General features: G+C 57.9%; 17 protein-coding genes. 10 read left to right on the top strand and 7 right to left on the bottom strand.

The features are described from left to right. The 5 genes from ABIB60_RS06715 to ABIB60_RS06695 form a co-directional block, all read right to left on the bottom strand. The gene (locus ABIB60_RS06715) at positions 1 to 666 is read right to left on the bottom strand and encodes a hypothetical protein (RefSeq protein ID WP_354578645.1); all 666 of its coding nucleotides are present in this window, start codon (positions 664 to 666) and stop codon (positions 1 to 3) included. 84 nt (positions 667 to 750) lie between these two features. Next, positions 751 to 897: a hypothetical protein gene (locus ABIB60_RS06710; protein ID WP_354578644.1), complete on the bottom strand. Its 147-nt coding sequence runs from the start codon at positions 895 to 897 to the stop codon at positions 751 to 753. Positions 898 to 955: 58 nt separating this feature from the next. After that, positions 956 to 1,243 carry a hypothetical protein gene (locus tag ABIB60_RS06705; RefSeq protein WP_354578642.1) on the bottom strand — a complete coding sequence of 96 codons (288 nt, stop codon included), beginning with the start codon at positions 1,241 to 1,243 and terminating at the stop codon, positions 956 to 958. A gap of 1 nt (position 1,244) precedes the next feature. Further along, positions 1,245 to 1,622 (bottom strand): hypothetical protein, encoded by a 378-nt coding sequence (locus ABIB60_RS06700; RefSeq protein ID WP_354578640.1) that lies wholly within the window; start codon positions 1,620 to 1,622, stop codon positions 1,245 to 1,247. A gap of 78 nt (positions 1,623 to 1,700) precedes the next feature. Continuing rightward, a complete protein-coding gene (locus ABIB60_RS06695) occupies positions 1,701 to 2,336 on the bottom strand; it encodes an HNH endonuclease signature motif containing protein (protein ID WP_354578639.1) in 636 nt (211 codons plus the stop codon). A 141-nt stretch (positions 2,337 to 2,477) separates the two neighbouring features. On the opposite strand from ABIB60_RS06695, the gene ABIB60_RS06690 reads away from it, so the two are divergent. The 3 genes from ABIB60_RS06690 to ABIB60_RS06680 are packed head-to-tail and all read left to right on the top strand — an operon-like array spanning position 2,478 to position 4,082. Next, complete coding sequence (locus tag ABIB60_RS06690) at positions 2,478 to 3,365, top strand: XRE family transcriptional regulator (RefSeq protein WP_354578637.1); 888 nt, start codon at positions 2,478 to 2,480, stop codon at positions 3,363 to 3,365. 46 nt (positions 3,366 to 3,411) lie between these two features. Then, complete coding sequence (locus ABIB60_RS06685) at positions 3,412 to 3,774, top strand: superinfection immunity protein (protein WP_354578636.1); 363 nt, start codon at positions 3,412 to 3,414, stop codon at positions 3,772 to 3,774. Beyond that, positions 3,774 to 4,082, top strand: coding sequence for a hypothetical protein (locus tag ABIB60_RS06680; protein ID WP_354578635.1), 309 nt, complete (start codon positions 3,774 to 3,776; stop codon positions 4,080 to 4,082). Before ABIB60_RS06685 ends, ABIB60_RS06680 begins: the two co-directional genes overlap by 1 nt. 471 nt (positions 4,083 to 4,553) lie before the next feature. Here ABIB60_RS06680 and ABIB60_RS06675 read toward each other — a convergent pair whose 3' ends face one another. After that, entirely contained in the window at positions 4,554 to 5,054 is a 501-nt protein-coding gene (locus ABIB60_RS06675; RefSeq protein WP_354578634.1) for a hypothetical protein, read from the bottom strand. A 1-nt stretch (position 5,055) separates the two neighbouring features. Next, positions 5,056 to 5,475, bottom strand: a complete 420-nt coding sequence (locus ABIB60_RS06670) for an STAS/SEC14 domain-containing protein (protein WP_354578633.1) — start codon at positions 5,473 to 5,475, stop codon at positions 5,056 to 5,058. A gap of 849 nt (positions 5,476 to 6,324) precedes the next feature. On the opposite strand from ABIB60_RS06670, the gene ABIB60_RS06665 reads away from it, so the two are divergent. The 7 genes from ABIB60_RS06665 (at position 6,325) to araA (ending at position 18,353) form a co-directional block, all read left to right on the top strand. Next, complete coding sequence (locus ABIB60_RS06665; RefSeq protein ID WP_354578632.1) at positions 6,325 to 9,435, top strand: SusC/RagA family TonB-linked outer membrane protein; 3,111 nt, start codon at positions 6,325 to 6,327, stop codon at positions 9,433 to 9,435. A 33-nt stretch (positions 9,436 to 9,468) separates the two neighbouring features. Continuing rightward, positions 9,469 to 10,959 (top strand): RagB/SusD family nutrient uptake outer membrane protein, encoded by a 1,491-nt coding sequence (locus ABIB60_RS06660; RefSeq protein ID WP_354578630.1) that lies wholly within the window; start codon positions 9,469 to 9,471, stop codon positions 10,957 to 10,959. A 98-nt stretch (positions 10,960 to 11,057) separates the two neighbouring features. Next, positions 11,058 to 12,548: an arabinan endo-1,5-alpha-L-arabinosidase gene (locus ABIB60_RS06655; RefSeq protein ID WP_354578629.1), complete on the top strand. Its 1,491-nt coding sequence runs from the start codon at positions 11,058 to 11,060 to the stop codon at positions 12,546 to 12,548. A gap of 587 nt (positions 12,549 to 13,135) precedes the next feature. Continuing rightward, the gene (locus tag ABIB60_RS06650) at positions 13,136 to 14,224 is read left to right on the top strand and encodes an aldose epimerase family protein (protein WP_354579162.1); all 1,089 of its coding nucleotides are present in this window, start codon (positions 13,136 to 13,138) and stop codon (positions 14,222 to 14,224) included. Positions 14,225 to 14,326: 102 nt separating this feature from the next. Beyond that, positions 14,327 to 16,027 (top strand): ribulokinase, encoded by a 1,701-nt coding sequence (locus tag ABIB60_RS06645; RefSeq protein WP_354578628.1) that lies wholly within the window; start codon positions 14,327 to 14,329, stop codon positions 16,025 to 16,027. After that, positions 16,024 to 16,725: an L-ribulose-5-phosphate 4-epimerase gene (locus tag ABIB60_RS06640; protein WP_354578626.1), complete on the top strand. Its 702-nt coding sequence runs from the start codon at positions 16,024 to 16,026 to the stop codon at positions 16,723 to 16,725. Before ABIB60_RS06645 ends, ABIB60_RS06640 begins: the two co-directional genes overlap by 4 nt. Positions 16,726 to 16,862: 137 nt before the next feature. Next, entirely contained in the window at positions 16,863 to 18,353 is a 1,491-nt protein-coding gene (araA, locus tag ABIB60_RS06635; protein ID WP_354578625.1) for an L-arabinose isomerase, read from the top strand. Positions 18,354 to 18,451: the final 98 nt, after the last annotated feature.

Below are 18,451 nucleotides of genomic sequence, written 5' to 3'. Positions count from 1 at the left end.
TTAGCTGGCTTTGCGGAACGTTACCGGACCTTCGTGCTCATCAATCAGGCCCTGCAGTTGATTGAGATGGATATCGGCCATCTCAGGGGTGTATTTATTGATATTGAGCAGCACATTCGTTTTCTTCTGCCGCGTAATAGCCGGGTGGTTCAGCAGCCGGATAATATTCTCGCGCTGCTCTACCGACGCATATTCAAGCGGCCTTGCGGCGGCAATAGCGGAGGGAACCGGGACTGCCAAAGCCGGCGCGCTGGCCCCGGGTGCGCTGGCTTGGGGCTTTTCCAGCAGCTCGGCAATGAGTTCGGATAATCGCAACGTCAGGCCGGCCAGCTTCACGCATTCCGCCTGCGCGGATGCCAGATTACCGTCCTTCGTTAGTTGATTAGCCCGGACCTGGGAGTCGGCAATATCCTGCGTCAACTCCGCATGCGTGCGGGTACGGGCGGCAGCCAAGGTGTTCCACGTTTCGCGGAACAGGCCGTTTTTTGCCATCTTCTCAATGGTGTCGGCAGCGGCTTCCATCGTGCCTATTTCCCGGTCCATGTCGGCCTGGGTTATCTTCTGGGCAGCTACCCGGCCGGGGTACACGGCGTAGCGCATCGTGACCTCGCGCCGCAAGCAGCGCACTTGCTCCGGAAGCGGATATATGACTTGATTTTCTTTCATATCTTTGGCCTACAATCGGCCTTCGCAAGGGGTTGATGGATTAGAATGGGCCTGTAGCGTTGGCGCGCTACGGGCCCCTCTGTTTTAGAGCAGGGCTAGTACAGCCATCGTCAGCACGGTCAGTCCGGCCAGTGCTTCGTAGTACCAGGGCCCACGGGCAGGGCGGAATTCCTGTAGCCAGCAGGGGTTGGGCGGATCGGCACCGGGCACGGCCTTATCTCGGTAGTTCATAGATCAGTGGGTTGAATGGGAGGTGGAAAACCAGGGGAGCGTTTGGGCTTGCGACGCATTATTCGGGATTATCAATCTCTGCGCTGAGGATGTCGATATTCAAGCCGAGTTGTTCCGAAGCCCGCTCAATTGCGTCTTTTGCGGTTTTAGCGGTGAACCAGTTGCCCCATAGGTTATCATCTTCATCGAAGTAACTGACATAGAAAATCTGCTCTGGTAGGGCATCGTAAGCGGCCTGTTCGGCCTTAGCCTGGCGTTGCGCGGCGCGTTGCTCTGCGCGGTAGGTGCGGCCACCTGCATAGTCTGCAGTACCGAGGATATTGCGGGGGTTGATGCGGTGTCCCATCCTACGCCGCAATAGAGAGGTGGGACACACTCATCAGCGCGGGCGTAGCCACCGGCACGGGGAAGTAGAGCAGGGCCCCGGCGGCGTACTCATCCAGGCGGTACTCGCGCAGGGTATCAGGTACCCGACCGCCGAAGAACTGCTCATCCTCGCAGCCATCTTCCAGCGCGAGGCGGAACAGGCTGCTATCCGGCCCGGCGGTATACACTGACAACTCACCATCCATGCCCCGGGCCCAGCCGATGATGGCCTGGGGCATGGTGTAACGGCCGGACTCTTCCAGCACGGCAAGCGAGTCGCCGGCTACCGGCTGAGAAATACTACGCGGACCTTCCGGGGTGCGGAGCGTGTAGAGGGGTTCACTGGTAACGACTTTCATAAGAGGGTTGTGGATTAGAAAAGGGAGTTTTCTTGGAAAAAGCCCTCGGCAGGTTTGGCGCCCTGCCGAGAGCATTGATTAGGCAGCTTGGGCGTGGGCGGTTTGCCAGGCGGCAAATCCGTCAGGGTTGGTTTCCTCGGCGAGCTTTTCAACGGCTGGCCAGAGACGGGAACCCGTGTTTTCCAGTGAGATAACCCCGCTGAGCATGGAAGCGGACTTGCATCCGGTGCGACGGGCCAGCTCCTTAATAAAGCCGGCTGGCATCAGCTCGCGCATCGTCGGGGTGGGGGGCGTCTCCATAGGCAATTGTTGGGGCAAAAAAGGTGGTGTAAGATTTTTCTGTTGTGCGCGCATCAGGTCATCCGAACTGCAGTGTGCGCAGGTGACAGAAGCAGTGGGAAGAAGATGTCCACGCATGCATACCCCACGCCCAGTTGCGCCATTTCTGGATCGGCCCTTTTCTGCACAGTCGCGCATGTTGAGCTGATTGGAAGCAGTGAATAAGTGTTGAGGATTAATGCAGGCCCTGTTATCACAGGTGTGGCACACACTCGCTCCGCTTGGTATTTCACCTTTATGGAGTTGATAAGCAGCTCTATGTGCCGAATAGCTCACATCACCAATTTTGAATTGGCCGTACCCCAGTTTAGTCACCGAACCCATCCAAATCCAGCACTCGCCAACCATCTGAATTTTCTCAGAAAGCAGGTGCATGGCTTTAGTAGTATGGGCAGCGTGAAAAGGCATCTTAAAGAGATGGTTATATTTGGCTGTTCTTCTTGTTCTTCTTCTCAAAGATGTAAGCTTATTCTGATAATAACAAGAATAAGCTTATGTATTTACCAGAATTTTCTGATGCCAGATGCCGAAACAACTATTGCTGAGCGACTTGTAATACTTGTCGCTATGTATGCTGGTGGCACCAAAGCAGCATTCGCTCGACGAATAGGCATTACTGCTCAGGGTGTTGGCGACCTGTTAAAAGGCACGAAAGGGGGGCCCAGCTTCCAGGTTCTTCAGAATATTCTGACTGCGCTGCCAAATGTGCAGCCAGAATGGCTGCTATTTGGAAAGACGCCCATGCTCCGCGACCCTGCTGAGACGGCTGGGATGACGCACACTGATTTTATAAATCATCAGCCATCCTTACAACAGGAACTGGATGAGCTGCTAAAGCCCGAAGGGCGCAAAAACCTGCCTCCGCTAACAGTAGCAGTGGATATGGATGGGAATGACACCATCATGCTGGTAGACTCGCCGGCTAAGGCCGGCTACATTTCCCATCACCTGGAGCCTGAATACATCGGCCAGCTACCAGCAATGCGGCTACCACTGCCTGAGTTTCGTAACGGCACCTACCGGGCATTCAGGGTGGAGGGCCATTCGATGAGCCCGACCCTACATGATGGCTCAGTCGTATTGTGCCGCTTCGTGGACTTGGAAATGGACAAGATTAAGTCCACATACGTGCACGTCGTGGTAACCCACGAAGGCATTGTGACTAAGCGGGTTATTACCAATGTCGATGCTAGTAGTACGCTCACATTACGGTCAGATAACAAGGAGTTTACCTCTTATCCTGTCAACATGCGGGACGTGCAGGAACTCTGGTGCGTAGTAGCCTCCCTCAACTTTCAGATGCCGGCACCGCGCAAGAACCCAACAAAACAACTTTACAGCTTTGAGTTGGAGGAAATGCGCAACCGCCTGGAAATACTCTGGAAAAATTATACTGGACAGTAGTACTCATTCGGCTTTTATATAGCCTCATCCCTTTATAGTTCTACTTATGGTCCTGTTAGACACTTACGAGGCGGGATACACGTTAGGGAAGCTGATTGGCGGCTTTCTGACCATCGTATTGATGGGCGGTATCTACTTTCTACCCTCCATCATTGGCCGCAAAAAGCGACAGGCCATGTCCATTTTTGCCCTCAACCTGCTGCTGGGCTGGACCGTGCTGGGCTGGATCGGGGCCCTGATCTGGGCTATGTCCTCCGACACGCCCCAGGTGGTAGTAAAGCCGGTAGTTCATACCCCCGTTTCCGTCGCCGATGAATTGACCAAGCTGCAGGCGTTGCGCGAAAACGGCACGCTTAGCGAAACAGAGTATCAACAGCAGCGCCAGCGGCTGCTTAACCAGCCCGCCTAATGCACCTGCCTGAATTTTCCGAAGCCCAGATGGATTTGCGCTTTCTGGCCGAGGCTGCCCGCCTGCTGGAAATAGGCGCGGTCAGCACGTACCGTAAACTGGCTGAGCAGCTCCAGCAGCAGCCAGCCATCTTCCGCGAAATCGAGAAAGGCCGCTACCACTGCAACGCCAAGCTGCTCTATCAACTGGCTCGTTGTCACGCGCAGGCCGATGTAGAATGGGTGCTGTTTGGCCAGGCTCGCACCGGCCGGCCGGAGCCGACGGCCGCACCAAAGCGGGAGCGGGGCCGACCGGTTCGGGAGCGATAAAACGAGCAACCCATACCCAAAACCATACCCAATTACCGATTGTCTATTATAATTTAATTGATAGTCAAGTAGTTAGGTTTGAAAGTGCTATTCCGGGTGGGGCGGCTTTTTTTTGCGTCCTTGCTGGTAGAGAATAATAGAAAGGCCCTATTTAGTGCGAATAGGACCTTTTTACTTTGTGCATCATGCAGCGTCGTGCAGCGTTATCCATGCCGGTGCCATATAAAATGACACACAGTTTGCCACATACATCAGGCAACCATCCGGGCCGTGCGCTCATCCATTTCAATCAGCTCCTTCTCATCCACTCCCAGGTAGCTCAGGAAACTCCTCTTGGTCTTATGGCCGGTGGCCAGCATCACTTGGCTGCGCGGTATGCCTTGGTAGAAGCGCGTGGTGACAGAGGATTTGCGCCAGCTGCTGCTTAGGAGACCAGGCGCTGAAGTGCGTGTAATAAGTCCGTATAGAGCGTCAGTCTGGCAGGCGCATGAGCAATACTTGCGCAGTAGGGTTATTTCTTGAAGCCGGACTGAAACTTAATAGAACCTTGCGCCCTTGCCACTGCGAGCAAGGCAAAGGCACAGGTATCTTCTGGTCTGGACCGTAGCGGGCCACGAGTGCCCAGTAGAGCCGGGCGCTGTTACGAGGGCCGTCGGTGTCCAGGCTGATGCCACCCAGCTGCTTATTGGTGAAGGTATAGAGCACCTTGGTCAGGGGAACTCCCTCAAACTGCAGGTTCTTCTGTGGTTCCACGTAGGTTACCGTAGCGCCATCATCAAACAAGACCGGTAGGTGGGGAAACGCTGTAATGCCTTTACCAAACTGGTAGGCTCCCAGGCCATTTTCTGCATCCAACAACTCCCCACCTACCGAGACGGCCGCTTCCTGGGCACGGGCACAAACCGCTGTGCCCAGCAGCAAGGCAGTCGCCAGCAGCCAAACGTGCCCAGGTAACTTGTACAGTACAGCCATGTCAGGGAGCCGCCTGTTGCGCGGCCCGCAGCCACTGTTGCGCTTCGGGCAGGTTGTCGAACATATGCATCTGCAACTGTCCCTCAAAGCCTAGCAGCATGGACTTGGCCGACTGGGCGGCCAGCGACTCGGGGCTCACGATGTGAGCAAAATGCGTAAGGCCAGCTTCGATGGCATGTGGTGCCCAGTTCGTGACAATCCACTCCACGGCGTGGTCCCAGGGGCCCAATACTTGGCGGTTATCGTTGAGCAGATACGGGCAGGTGTTTTCCTGGATGCTGGGCAGGCAGGCATTGGCACCAGCCACAATGCCAGTGTAGGTCTGATATCCCATCCAGTTGTTGTATACCCAGTGATTAGCCGGGTCGTATTTGATGGTCAGGTAGACTTTGCCAAAGCCGTTGGTAAGTTCAAGGGGCATGGTAGTAGTACAAATTCAGTTCAGGTGGTGGTGGCTCTCCGTAGCGCGACGCGTGGGTTGGTATCGGAGGAGAAAGAATGCAACGCCAAGCAAGGCTGCATAGAGCTAGGCTAACTGATTTGCTCGACGAAGTACCTTGCCGCTGGCGTGGCGGCTAAAGGTACTCCGAAACAGAAGGAAAGCAGTTCCTGGTAGGAGAGATAATAGGGAGCAGGTTAGTCGTCCAGGCTCAGTAATCCTTGTAAGCTGGGCTTGGCAGCTTAGCAACATTCTCAAGACTAAAACTGCCAGTTGACAAACCTTTGAAAGATATCGTAATCATCTTTTCTTAACTGTACTACGATCAAGCTTAATCGATTGTGTTCTATAAATCAGTGGCTAGCAGTAATGCTTAGGCACTTGAACGGCCATGTTTAAGAATACAAAATTTATATGTTATAGAGGTGTTTTTTGTTGATATAATAGGTAATTTTAGAACTATTTTGCTATGATTCGAATGATTCGACCTGCATATGAGGCTACGTTACAGTGTGCTAAATCTGCTTCCCCGCACGTGGTGGTATGGCCTGATAAAAATCATTTTTGTGGTGAGTGACTTGTTACTTTCCATAATTATAACAACCTTACTGGCCCCTTTTCGCCGATATGCTCTTCCCGTTCAGCAAGTTTGTGTCCTAAATAGTCATTAGCTGCCTGTAAGCGTATCCGGCATTCAGTATACACAAACGATTGTGTAGGTCATAAAACACAATCGTTTGTGCAAACCCCCATCAATTCCCACATATTACCCTTATGAAACAGCCAGTACCCGGATTGCGCCGGCTAACTCTTCCGGCTCTTCTCTGCAGTATGCCCCTTCATACTGCTTTGGCTTCGGCTACCATTGCGCCCGCGCCACCCCTTACTGTCACAAACGCCACCCAGGCCGATATTACCGTTACCGGACGCGTCCTTGACGAAAAGGGTAGTGGCCTGCCCGGGGTCAACGTAATTGTAAAAGGCACTACTACCGGCGTGCAAACGGATGCCGAGGGCCGGTTCACGCTCACGGCCCCCGACAACGCGGTGTTGCTGCTGTCCTTTGTTGGGTATACTACCCAGGAGGTACCAGTTAGCGGGCGCACCAGCCTCAGTATTTCTCTGGTGCCGGATGACCGGGCGCTGTCGGAAGTAGTGGTAGTGGGCTACCTGGCCCAGGACCGCCAGAACCTGACCAGCGCCGTTAGCAGCCTGGATGTAAAGGAAACGGCCAAAACGCCGGTGCCCACGCTGGTGCAGGGCCTGCAGGGCCGCGTGGCCGGCGTGCAGGTAGAAAGCGCCGGCAACCCCGGGGCCGTACCCAACGTGCTCATTCGGGGTGTGGGTACGGTGGGCTCGGGCAGCAATCCGCTGTACGTAATTGATGGCCTCTGGACGGACAACATCCGCGACCTGAACCCCAACGATGTAGAGTCGACCACCATTCTGAAAGATGCTTCTTCGACGGCCGTGTATGGCTCCCGTGGGGCCAACGGTGTAATTCTGATTACTACCAAGCGTGGGCAGGCCGGGGAGCCGAAAATCAGCTTCAACGGCTACCGGGGCGTGGAAAGCATTTACCGGCAGTACAATCTCACCAACCACAGCGAGTGGGCCGACCGCGCCGTGGTGGCCTACCGCAACGCCGGCCTGAACCCGGCCGTGCAGATGCCGGGCGCCGTAAAGGGTACCCCTGCGTACTCGGATGCCATTGATACCGACTGGCAGGAAGAGTTTTTTCGCACTGGCCGGGTGGAGGATTACAACCTGAGCTTCTCGGGCGGCGGCAGCACCGGCAAAAGCTCCACTAACTTTCTTATTTCGGGCGGTTACTTCAACCAACAGGGTATCGTAAAAGGGCCCAAATTTGAGCGCTACAGTGTGCGTCTCAACTCGGGCCTGACGCGCGGCAAACTCAAAGTAGGGCAGAGTGCATTACTTACCCGCATCCAGACTACCCTGCTCAACAACGTGCCCTTCGTGGATGTGTTGACGGAGCTGCCCGGTATTCCGGTGTACAACCCCCGCAACTTTGGGGGCTACGGCTACGGCAGTGCCAATCTGTTCAACTACTCGGTCAACCCTATCGGGGCCCAGGAAATTCTGAACCGGACCCAGAAGAACAACCGCCTGCAGGGGAGCGTGAATGCGGAATACTCCATATTCGACTTCCTCGCCTACCGGCTCAACGTGGGCCTGGAAGTGCACGACTACAACGACAAGGACGCCCGCCGCAACGGCTTTATCCGCCTGGGCGAGTCGGACACGACCAACACCAGCTATTTGTTTGAGAACCGGGGCACCCAGATAGCCACCATTATTGAAAACACGCTGGCCTTCAACAAGCAGTTTGGTGACCATAACCTCAACGCCATCGTTGGCTACTCAGAGCAGAAGGCCACGGGCAACAACGCCACGGCCCGCGCCAATGGCTATTTCTCACAGCCGCAGTACTACTTCGTGCTTGGTTCGGGTACCAACACCCAGATTGGGGGTACCAATGCCTCATTGCCACCTCTGGTAGGGGGCGGTATCGATACCTACACCAAACGCTCTTACTTCACGCAGGCCAACTACGACTACAAGGGCCGCTACCTGCTCACCGGCAGCTTCCGCCGCGACGGTTCGTCGCGCTTCGACCGGAGTCGTAACTACGGCAACTTCGGGGCGGCCTCGGTGGGCTGGCGCGTGAGTGAGGAAGACTTTTTCCGGGATGCGCTGCCAGCCGTAAATAACCTCAAGCTACGGGCCAGCTACGGGGTAAACGGCAACGACCTGCTGCCTGGTTCCTACCTCTACCAGCCCGTTATCAACCAGAACGTAAACTACCCGCTGGGTACGGGGCAGGTGATTGTGAACGGGGGTATTCAGCTGGGCCTGGAAAGCAAAGACATCCGCTGGGAGTCGCGCTACACCACCAACTTTGGCTTCGATCTGGGCGTGTTGGATAACCGCCTGACGCTGGCGGCCGACTACTACATTTCGACCACCAAGGATGCGCTGGTTAGCCCACCGCTGCCGGGCTACGTGGGCACGGCCGGCTTCCTGCAGCCCTTTACCAACCTGGGTGAGATTCAAAACAAAGGCCTGGAAGTGGCTTTGGGCTACCACGAAAACCGAAATGCCTTCACCTACGGCGCCGACCTGACGCTGGCTACCGTGCGCAACAAAGTGCTGAAGCTCTCGGAGTTGCAGCCCAATATTCCCGGTGCCCTGAACGTTACGCGCACTTCTGTGGGGGAACCCGTCAGCCGGTTGTACCTGATGCAGATGGTGGGTATTTTCCAGAGTGAGGATGAAATCCGCAACTACCGCTCCGCCGATGGCCGCGTGATTCAGCCCCTGGCCCGCCCCGGCGACGTGAAGTACGAGGACGTGGACGGCGACGGTCAGATTACCTTCAACGGGGACCGGAAATTTACCGGCAACCCGTTTCCCACGCTGCAGTTTGGCCTGAACCTGACGGGCGCCTACAAAGGCTTCGACCTGAGCATGTTCTGGCAGGGCGTAACCGGCAACGACGTACTCAACTCCACCCGCGCCTCCCTGGATGTGCTGGACGGGGGCGGCAACTTCCGCCGCGACCTGCAGCCCTGGACGGCGGAAAATGGCTCGAATACCACGCCGCGCCTGGTGTACGGGGGCGGGGCTGAAGCAGTGAAAAACTTTGAGCGGGCCAGCACCCGCTGGGTAGAAGATGGCAGCTACCTGCGCCTCAAAAACGTGCAGCTGGGCTACACCCTGCCCACTTCCCTCACGGGCCGGCTCGAAGGCCTGGGCAGCGTGCGGTTCTACGTAACGGGCCGCAACATCTTCACCCTCACTAAATACACCGGTTTCGACCCCGAAACGCCCGGTTTGGGCGTATTTGGCCGGGGCGTTGACGACGGTACCTACCCCAACGTGCGCACGTTTACCGGCGGGCTGCAGGTGAATTTCTAAGCGGGGTCTTTCTATTCTTTTGCCTTTTTTCCCATGAAACGATATTCACTTTCTGCCCTGGCTCTGCTGGGTCTGCTTACCCTGAGCACCGGCTGCGACAAAGATTTGCTGGACCAGGTGGACCCCAATCAACCGAACAAGGAACTGTTCTGGAAAACGGAAAGCGACGCCGTACGCGCCATGACGGCCGTGTACTCGGGCCAGCAGATTTTCTCCACGTACAGCCTCTACTGGCATTTTGCCACCACCGGCCGCACCGATGAGTCGTTTACCCGCACCCCCGACCCCGGCCTGAACCAGTACCTGGTGTTCCGCCAGGCCAGCACCACCGACGGCCGCTCGGCTTTCTTCTGGAACGATATGTACCGGATGATTTTCCGCTGCAATCAGGTGCTCACCAACGTGCCCGGCATCAACATGAACGAGGCGCTGAAAAAGCGGATTCTGGCCGAGGCCCTGTTCATGCGCTCCTTGGCGTACTATGATCTGGCTCTGCTGTTCGGTAATATTCCGCTGGTGACCAGCCTGGCCGATGCCAACACCCGCGTGCCCCAGGTAACGCAGGCCGAAGCTTATGCCCAGGTTATTGCCGACCTGGCCATTGCCAAGGCCGACCTGCCACTAACTTACGACGCCGCCAACAAGGGCCGGGCTACCCGGGGCGCGGCCGCAGCCCTCATGGGCAAAGCCTACCTGCAGCAGCAGAAGTGGGCGGAAGCCTCCGCCCAGTTTGCCGAGGTCATCAGCTCCAACCAGTACTCCCTGGTACCAAACTACGTGGACAACTTCACGGAAGGTAACGAGAACAACAGCGAATCCATTTACGAGGTGCAGTTTTCGGGGGCAAACCAGGTATTTGGGCAGGACTTCCCGGGGGCTTCGGAAGGCAACGAGCGGGCCCAGTTTTTTGGTCCTCCCGGTATCGGCTTCACCGATGTGGAAATACGGCCCTGGGTGTTTGCCGAGTTTACCGACCGGACCACGGCCGGGGGCGTTGACCCCCGCCGCGACGCTACCATGTTCAGCGCGGCCGGCACTGGCGGCTACTACGGCCGCCCCTTCGCCGATGCCAGCCGTATCTTCTGGCGCAAGTACCAGAACGACCGCACCAAGGGTACCGAAAATTTCTTCTCCGGTATCAACATCCGCCTGATTCGCTACGCCGATGTGCTGCTGATGCAGGCCGAAGCTCTCAACGAGCAGAATCAGCCGGCAGCGGCGGCGGCTCTGGTAAACCAGGTGCGGGCCCGGGTGGGCCTCACGCCCATTGCTACCAGTGGCTTCACCCGCGAAACTATGCGCACCCAACTCCGCCACGAGCGAATTACCGAACTGTCGGGGGAGGGCATGCGCTGGAGCGACCTGGCCCGCTACGGGCTGTTTGACTCGGCGGCCGGCCTGGCCGAACTGCGTGCCCGCGACGCGGATTTCAACAATTTTGTAGCGCCTCGCAATAAGCTGCTGCCCATTCCGCAAACCGACATTGACATTGACCGCAACCTGCGGCAGAACCCCGGTTATTAACCGCCGGCCGGTACTTTTCGGCGCAGCCGTTCAACCTTTTTGGCCTGAACGGCTGTTGCCATTTACTGCTGCTTGCCTTCTTCCTACTTTTCCTCTGTATGAAAAATATTGCCTTCCTGTCGCCGTTCCGGGGTTTGCTGTTGGGCCTGGGCGTGCTGTTGAGCGCGTGCCAGAACGACGACGTGCCGGATTTCAAGCCTACCGACCCTGATACGACGGGCACCGGGTTCGATATCAACTCCATTGCGGATACCTACGCCAACGTGGCCCCGCTGAGTAGCGCCTCACTCTGGGGCCCTTACAACGTACACGACCCGGCCATCATCAAGGCCGATGACTATTACTACTGCTACAGCACCGACGTAGGCTACGGAATTTCGGACGCTACGCTGACATCGGGGTTGCAGGTGCGCCGCTCCAAAGACCTGATTAAGTGGGACTTTGTGGGCTGGGTGTTCAACGGCCTGCCCGCTATGGGGGCCGACTTCATTCGCCAGAACGGGGGCACGCCTAATAAGCTGCTGTGGGCGCCCTACGTGGTGAAGGTGGGCAGCGAGTACCGCCTGTACTACTCTCTGGCCTCCAACGTGTTCAAGCTGAGCGTGATTGGCCTGGCTACCTCCAGCTCGCCCACCGGCCCCTGGACGGAAAAAGGCGTAGTGGTCAGCTCCCGCAACACCACCACGCCCATGACCAACGCCATTGACCCCACCATTCTGGTGGACCCGCAGGGGCAGCACCGCATGTATTACGGCTCGGCGTTCAACGGTATTTACATGCTGAAGCTGAACCCGGCCACTGGCTTTGCCGAAACAACCGGCGACAAGGGCCGCCGCGTGGCAGAGCGGGGCTACACCGGCAACCGCATCAACGGCAACATTGAGGCTCCCGAAATCATCTACAATGCCGAGCAGCGCAAGTACTACCTGTTCATCTCCTACGACTGGCTGCTGACCAAGTACAACGTGCGCGTGGGCCGCGCCGACTCGCCCGACGGCCCCTTCCTGGACTTCAACGGCCAGGATATTAACATTGCCCAGGACCACGGCCCCATGATTCTGGCCCCGTACCAGTTTGCCGGCCACAGCGGCTGGCAGGGTACGGCCCACTGCGGCGTGTTCCAGGATAACGGCCAGTACTACATGGCGCACCAGGGGCGCCCGGGCATCGACCCCTACTTTATGAACCTGCACGTGCGCAAGATTTTCTGGACTCCCTCGGGCTGGCCGGTAGTGTCGCCGGAGCGGTACGCTGGTGAAGACAATGCCCAGGTAGCCGCCGCCGATTTGGCCGGCGACTGGGAGCAAATTACGCTGAATTACCGCGTGGTGCCGGGCTACGAAGTAGAGCAGAATACGCCTGATTTTCAGACATCGATTCCGCTGCAGCTGGCCGCCAACGGCACATTCAACGGCAACGCCAGCAACACCTGGACCTACGCCGCGCCTTACCTGGAGCTACGCTGGGCTACTGGTACCTCGGCCAAGGTATTCGTGCAAAAGGGCCGCGACTGGGAAAACAAGAAGTCGACCATCATCTTCAGCGGCCTTGATAATGCTGGAATAGCCGTGTGGGGCAAGAAAAAGTAAGTGGTTCATCACTAAAGTAGCATCCAGCCACTGGCCGGTCACCCACGGAGTCAACAAATAGCCGCGGTTTGCTGCCAGGTAAAGCCTCCTTCTTCTCTACCCTTTGGGTAGGAGGGAAGGAGGCTTTTTATTGGTGCGAATAGCAGGTCAAAACAGGGTGGAAGCACACAAGTAAACTTAGCGCTTGACAGGAACAGGCGGGGTTTGTGACTTCAATGTATTGTATTGATTATAAGGTTTTTATGGAGAGTGTGTCAGTTGCTTGGATGAAAAATTACATTCTCTTTTAGGAGCATAGATACAATGTTTTTACACAAACGATTGTGTAAGTGAAATAAAAACGCGTATTTCCCGTCTCGGAAGGGCGCATATCCATCAGCCTGACGGATTAAAAGCCTTTATGTAGTAGTGGTGACGTGCATTGTTGACCTGTTGCTATTGCTGATCCTGTGAAAACTCCACCATTTCCGTTCCTCCCGATGAAAATTTCCAGTTGTATTGCCAGTAGCCTGGCTGCGGGTTTGTTGCTCAGCGCCTGCAACCAAAATCAGCCCGCCGGGCAGGCTACCGGCAACTCCTCTTCTTCCATGACTGACTCTGCCCAAACTACCGCCACCGGCACCGTTGCGGCGCCGGCCGCTACTTCCTTCGGCAAAACCACCGATGGTACCGAAGTGCAACTCTATACGCTTACCAATACCCACGGCCTGAAAGTGAGCATCACCAACTACGGCGGCACCATTACCAGCCTGCTGGTACCCGATAAAACAGGTAAGCCAGGTGAGGTGGTGCTGGGCTTCAGTAGCGTGAGCGGCTACCAGAGCCCGGAGTTTCTGAAGTCGGGTCCCTACTTTGGGGCCTTGATTGGACGTTACGGCAACCGGATTGCCAAGGGCAAATTCACCCTCGATGGGAAGGAGTACACGCTGGCTAAAAACAACGGCGAAAACACCCTGCACGGTGGCAAAAAGGGCTTTGATAAGGTGGTGTGGCAGGCTGAGCCCGGTACTTCCGCTGAGGGCCAGACCCTGAAGCTGACCTACCTGAGCAAGGATGGGGAAGAGGGTTACCCCGGCAACCTCACCGTGACGGTGGTATACACCCTCACCGCCGACGACGCCCTGAAAATTGACTACTCGGCCACTACTGACAAGGCCACGCCCGTCAACCTTACCAACCACGCCTATTTCAACCTCAGCGGGGGCAAAGATGTGCTGGCCCACGAGGTAACTATTGCCGCCGACCGTTACAACGTGGTGGATGCCGGCCTGATTCCGACCGGGGAGCTGCGCCCCGTGAAAGGCACTCCCTTCGACTTTACTACGCCCCACGCCATTGGGGAGCGAATTGCGCAGGTACCCGGCGGCTACGACCATAACTGGCTGCTCAACCAAACTACCGGCCTGCACCCGGCCGCTACCGTGTACGAGCCCACTACCGGCCGTACTATGGAGGTGACCACCACCGAGCCCGGCCTGCAGTTTTATACCGGCAATTTCCTGGATGGCACCCTGAAAGGCGCCAACGGCCAGGTGTACGGCAAGCACGCGGGCTTCTGCATGGAAACCCAGCACTTCCCCGACTCGCCCAACCAGCCCAAGTTCCCGAGCACCATTCTCCAGCCCGGCCAGACGCTGCAATCCAGCACCATCTACAAGTTCGGCGTGCGCCATTAGGTGAAGTTGTGAGTTTGTGAAGTTGCGAAAAGCCGGATCCGAGGCTCGCCGCGTCACAAAAGCACGATTTCACAACTTCACAACTTTTCAATTTCACCCTTGATGCAATACGTCATTGGTATCGACTACGGCTCCGACTCCGTGCGGGCCGTGCTGGTAAATGCCCATACCGGCCAGGAAATAGCCCAGGCGGTACATCCGTATGCCCGCTGGAAAGAGCAGCGCTACTGCAACGCCACCAAAAACCAGTTCCGCCAGCACCCGCTCGACCACATGGAAGGGCTGGAAGCCACCGTACGCCGCGTGGCTCAGCACGTGCCCGCCGAGCAAATTGTGGGCCTGGCCGTGGATACCACCGGCTCCACGCCCGGCCCCGTAGACGAGCACGGCGTGGCCTTGGCCCTCAAACCCGGCTTCGAGGACAACCCGAACGCCATGTTTGTGCTCTGGAAGGACCATACGGCCCTGCCCGAAGCCGCCGAAATCAACCACCTGGCCAAAACCTGGGGTGGGGAAGATTTTACCCAATTTGAGGGTGGCATCTATTCCTCCGAGTGGTTCTGGGCCAAAATTGCCCACGTGGTGCGCGAGGACGAGGCTGTAGCCCAAGCCGCCTACTCCTGGATGGAGCACTGTGACTGGCTGACGCTGTTGCTGACCGGCGGCGAGCTAAGCACGTTCAAGCGCAGCCGCTGCGCAGCCGGTCACAAAGCCATGTGGCACGAAAGCTGGGGCGGCCTGCCCTCCGAGGAGTTTTTGACCCTGCTGGAGCCCAAGCTGGGCGGCCTGCGTGAACGGCTGTTTCAGGAAACCTACACCGCCGACGAAGTAGCCGGCCACCTGTCGGAGGAGTGGGCGCAGCGCCTGGGCCTGACCACCAACACGGTAGTAGCCGTGGGCTCGTTTGATGCTCACGCCGGGGCCGTAGCGGGCGAAATCGAAGCGTATTCCATGGTGAAAGTAATGGGTACCAGCACCTGCGACATTGTGGTGGCCCCCATGCACGAAGTGGGCGGGAAGCTGGTACCCGGCATCTGCGGGCAGGTAGATGGCTCCGTAATTCCTGGCATGCTGGGGCTGGAAGCCGGCCAGTCGGCCGTGGGTGACTTGCTGGCCTGGTTCCGGGGTGTAATTGAGTGGCCGTTGCGCACCTTGCTGCCGCAGTCGGCCACGTTGAGCCCGGAGCAACAGGAGGCTTTGCGCGAGGAGCTGAGCGACAAAATGATGGCCGAGCTGAATAAAGCCGCCGCCGCCGTGCACCCCGACGACTCGCAGGTGCTGGCCCTGGACTGGGTGAACGGCCGCCGCACGCCCGACGCCAACCAGGCCCTGAAAGGCGCGCTAATGAACCTGACCATGGGCACCTCCGCCCCCCAGATTTTCCGGGCCCTGGTGGAATCCATCTGCTACGGCTCCAAGCAAATTGTGGAGCGCTTCGAGCAGGAGGGTATTCCTATCAAGCAGGTGATTGGCCTGGGTGGCGTGGCTAAGAAATCGGGCTTTATGATGCAAACCCTGGCCGACGTGCTCAACCGCCCCATCAAAGTGGCCGAGTCGGACCAGGCTCCGGCGCTGGGTTCAGCTATGTACGCGGCCGTGGCCGCCGGCATCCACCCCGATGTGGTAACGGCCCAAAAGGCCATGGGCAACGGTTTCGCCGAAACCTACACCCCTAACCCGGCCCGCGTGGCCGACTACCAGCGCCGCTACGAGCAGTACCAGGCCTTCGGGCAGTTTGTGGAGCAGAGCACGCCGGCCATGACCAGCGAAGTTGCCGAACCTGAAACCGCCCAGCACGCATGAGCCAGTATCAGGAACTGAAGCAGGCCTGCTACGAGGCCAATATGCAGCTGCCGGCCCTGGGGCTGGTGCTCTTCACCTTCGGCAACGCTAGCGTGGTAGACCGGGAGCGAGGAGTGTTTGCCATCAAGCCCAGCGGCGTGCCCTACGCCACGCTCCGACCCGAGGATATAGTGGTGCTGGACTTTGCCAATACCGTGGTGGAAGGCAGCAAGCGGCCCTCTTCGGATACCAAAACCCACGCGGTGCTCTACAGCCACTGGGAGCATATTGGGGGTATTGTGCACACGCACAGCACCTACGCCACGGCCTGGGCCCAGGCCCAGCTGGACATCCCCATTTTGGGTACTACCCACGCCGACCACCTCACCGTGGACATTCCCTGCGCCCCGCCCATGAATGACCAGATGATTGCCGGCGACTATGAGCACCAGACCGGCTGGCAGATCATCAACGAGTTTCAGCGCCGCGGCCTTTCGCCGGAGGAGGTGGAAATGGTGCTGCTCAGCAACCACGCGCCTTTTACCTGGGGCAAAACCGTGGAAAAAGCCGTGTATCACAGCGCCGTGCTGGAAGAAGTAGCCCGCATGGCCTACCTCAGCTGCACCCTGCGCCCCGATGTGCCCCGGCTGAAAGAGGCCCTGATTCAGAAGCACTACGAGCGGAAACACGGCGCGCATTCCTACTACGGCCAAAGCTAACCCCGGCCGCGGCGGCCTGCTGCAACGGGCTGCTGCGCCACTTTTCTCCGAAACATTCTTCCACGCTTACCACCCTGCCCGACTGTTGTACCATAAACATTATCGTTTGTGTTGCCTAAGGTTGGCCCCTTTCACGCATGATTGACATTTCCCACTACGAAGCCTGGTTTATTACCGGCAGCCAACACCTCTACGGCCCCGAAACCCTGGAGGAAGTGGCCCAACACTCCCAGCAGATTGCCGAAGCCCTGGGCTCGGCCCTGCCCATTAAAGTGGTGTACAAACCCGTACTGACGGGTCCGGCCGAAATTTATAAGCTGATTCAGGAAGCCAATACCACTCCCAACTGCGTGGGCCTGATTGCCTGGATGCACACTTTCTCGCCGGCCAAAATGTGGATCAACGGCCTGAAGATTCTGCAGAAGCCGCTGGCCCACCTGCACACGCAGTTCAACCGCGACATTCCGTGGTCGGATATCGATATGGACTTCATGAACACCAACCAATCGGCGCACGGCGACCGGGAGTTTGGCTTCATCACTTCCCGCATGCGGGTAAAGCGCAAGGTGGTGGTGGGCCACTGGCAGAGCGCCGACGCGCAGGAGCGTCTCAGCATCTGGGCCCGCGCGGCCTGCGCCTGGGCCGATTGGCAGGGCGGCCGCATCGTGCGCTTCGGTGACAACATGCGCTACGTGGCCGTAACGGAGGGCGACAAGGTGGAGGCCGAGCTCAAGTTTGGCTACGAGGTAAACACCTATGGCATCGGCGACCTGGTGGCCGTGATTAACGAGGTGACTGACGAGCAGGTAGACGCGCTGCTGGCTACCTACGAGCAGGAATACGAGCTGGGCGAAACGCTGCGGGACGGTGGTAGCCAGCGCGACGGCCTGCGCGACGCGGCCCGGATTGAGGCCGGTATGCGCAAGTTTCTGCAGGATAAAAAGGCCATTGGCTTCACCGATACCTTCGAGGATTTGCACGGCATGGTGCAGCTGCCCGGTATTGCCACCCAGCGCCTGATGGCCGAGGGCTACGGCTTCGGCGGGGAGGGCGACTGGAAAACCTCGGCCCTGGTGCGCGCCATGAAGGTGATGGGCGCGGGCCTGCCCGGCGGCAACTCCTTCATGGAGGACTACACCTACCACTTCCAGCCCGGCAATGAGCTGGTGCTGGGCTCCCACATGCTGGAAATCTGCCCCACCATTGCGGAGGGCAAAGTGAAGGTAGAGGTGCACCCGTTGGGCATCGGCGGCAAGGCCGATCCGGCCCGCCTGGTGTTCAACTGCCCCGCTGGCCCCGCCCTCAACGCCACCATCGTGGACCTGGGCCACCGCTTCCGCATGATTGTGAACGAGGTAGAAGCCGTAGCGCCCGAGCAGGATCTGCCCAAGCTGCCCGTAGCCCGCGTGCTCTGGCAGGTGAAGCCCGACCTGAAAACCGGCGTAGCCGCCTGGATTCACGCCGGCGGCGCCCACCATACTGGCTACAGCCAGAACCTGACGAGTGAGTACCTCGAGGACTTTGCTGAAATGGCCGGCATCGAGTACCTCATCATCGACGACGAAACCAAGCTGCGCACCTTCAAAAACGAACTGCGCTACAACGACGTGGCCTTCAGCCAGCGCTAGGCCACTCTACCTAGAACCTCATGCTGAGCGCAGCCGAAGTACCTCCACCGCTGCGTTGAACGATTCACTAGCCCAGGGTTTAAACCCTGGGCTATGGA

It is taken from the genome of Hymenobacter sp. UYP22 (assembly GCF_040547285.1).
Taxonomy (GTDB): Bacteria; Bacteroidota; Bacteroidia; order Cytophagales; family Hymenobacteraceae; genus Hymenobacter.
The sequence above is the reverse complement of the archived record's forward strand: the minus strand, read 5'-3'. Positions and strand labels throughout refer to the sequence as shown.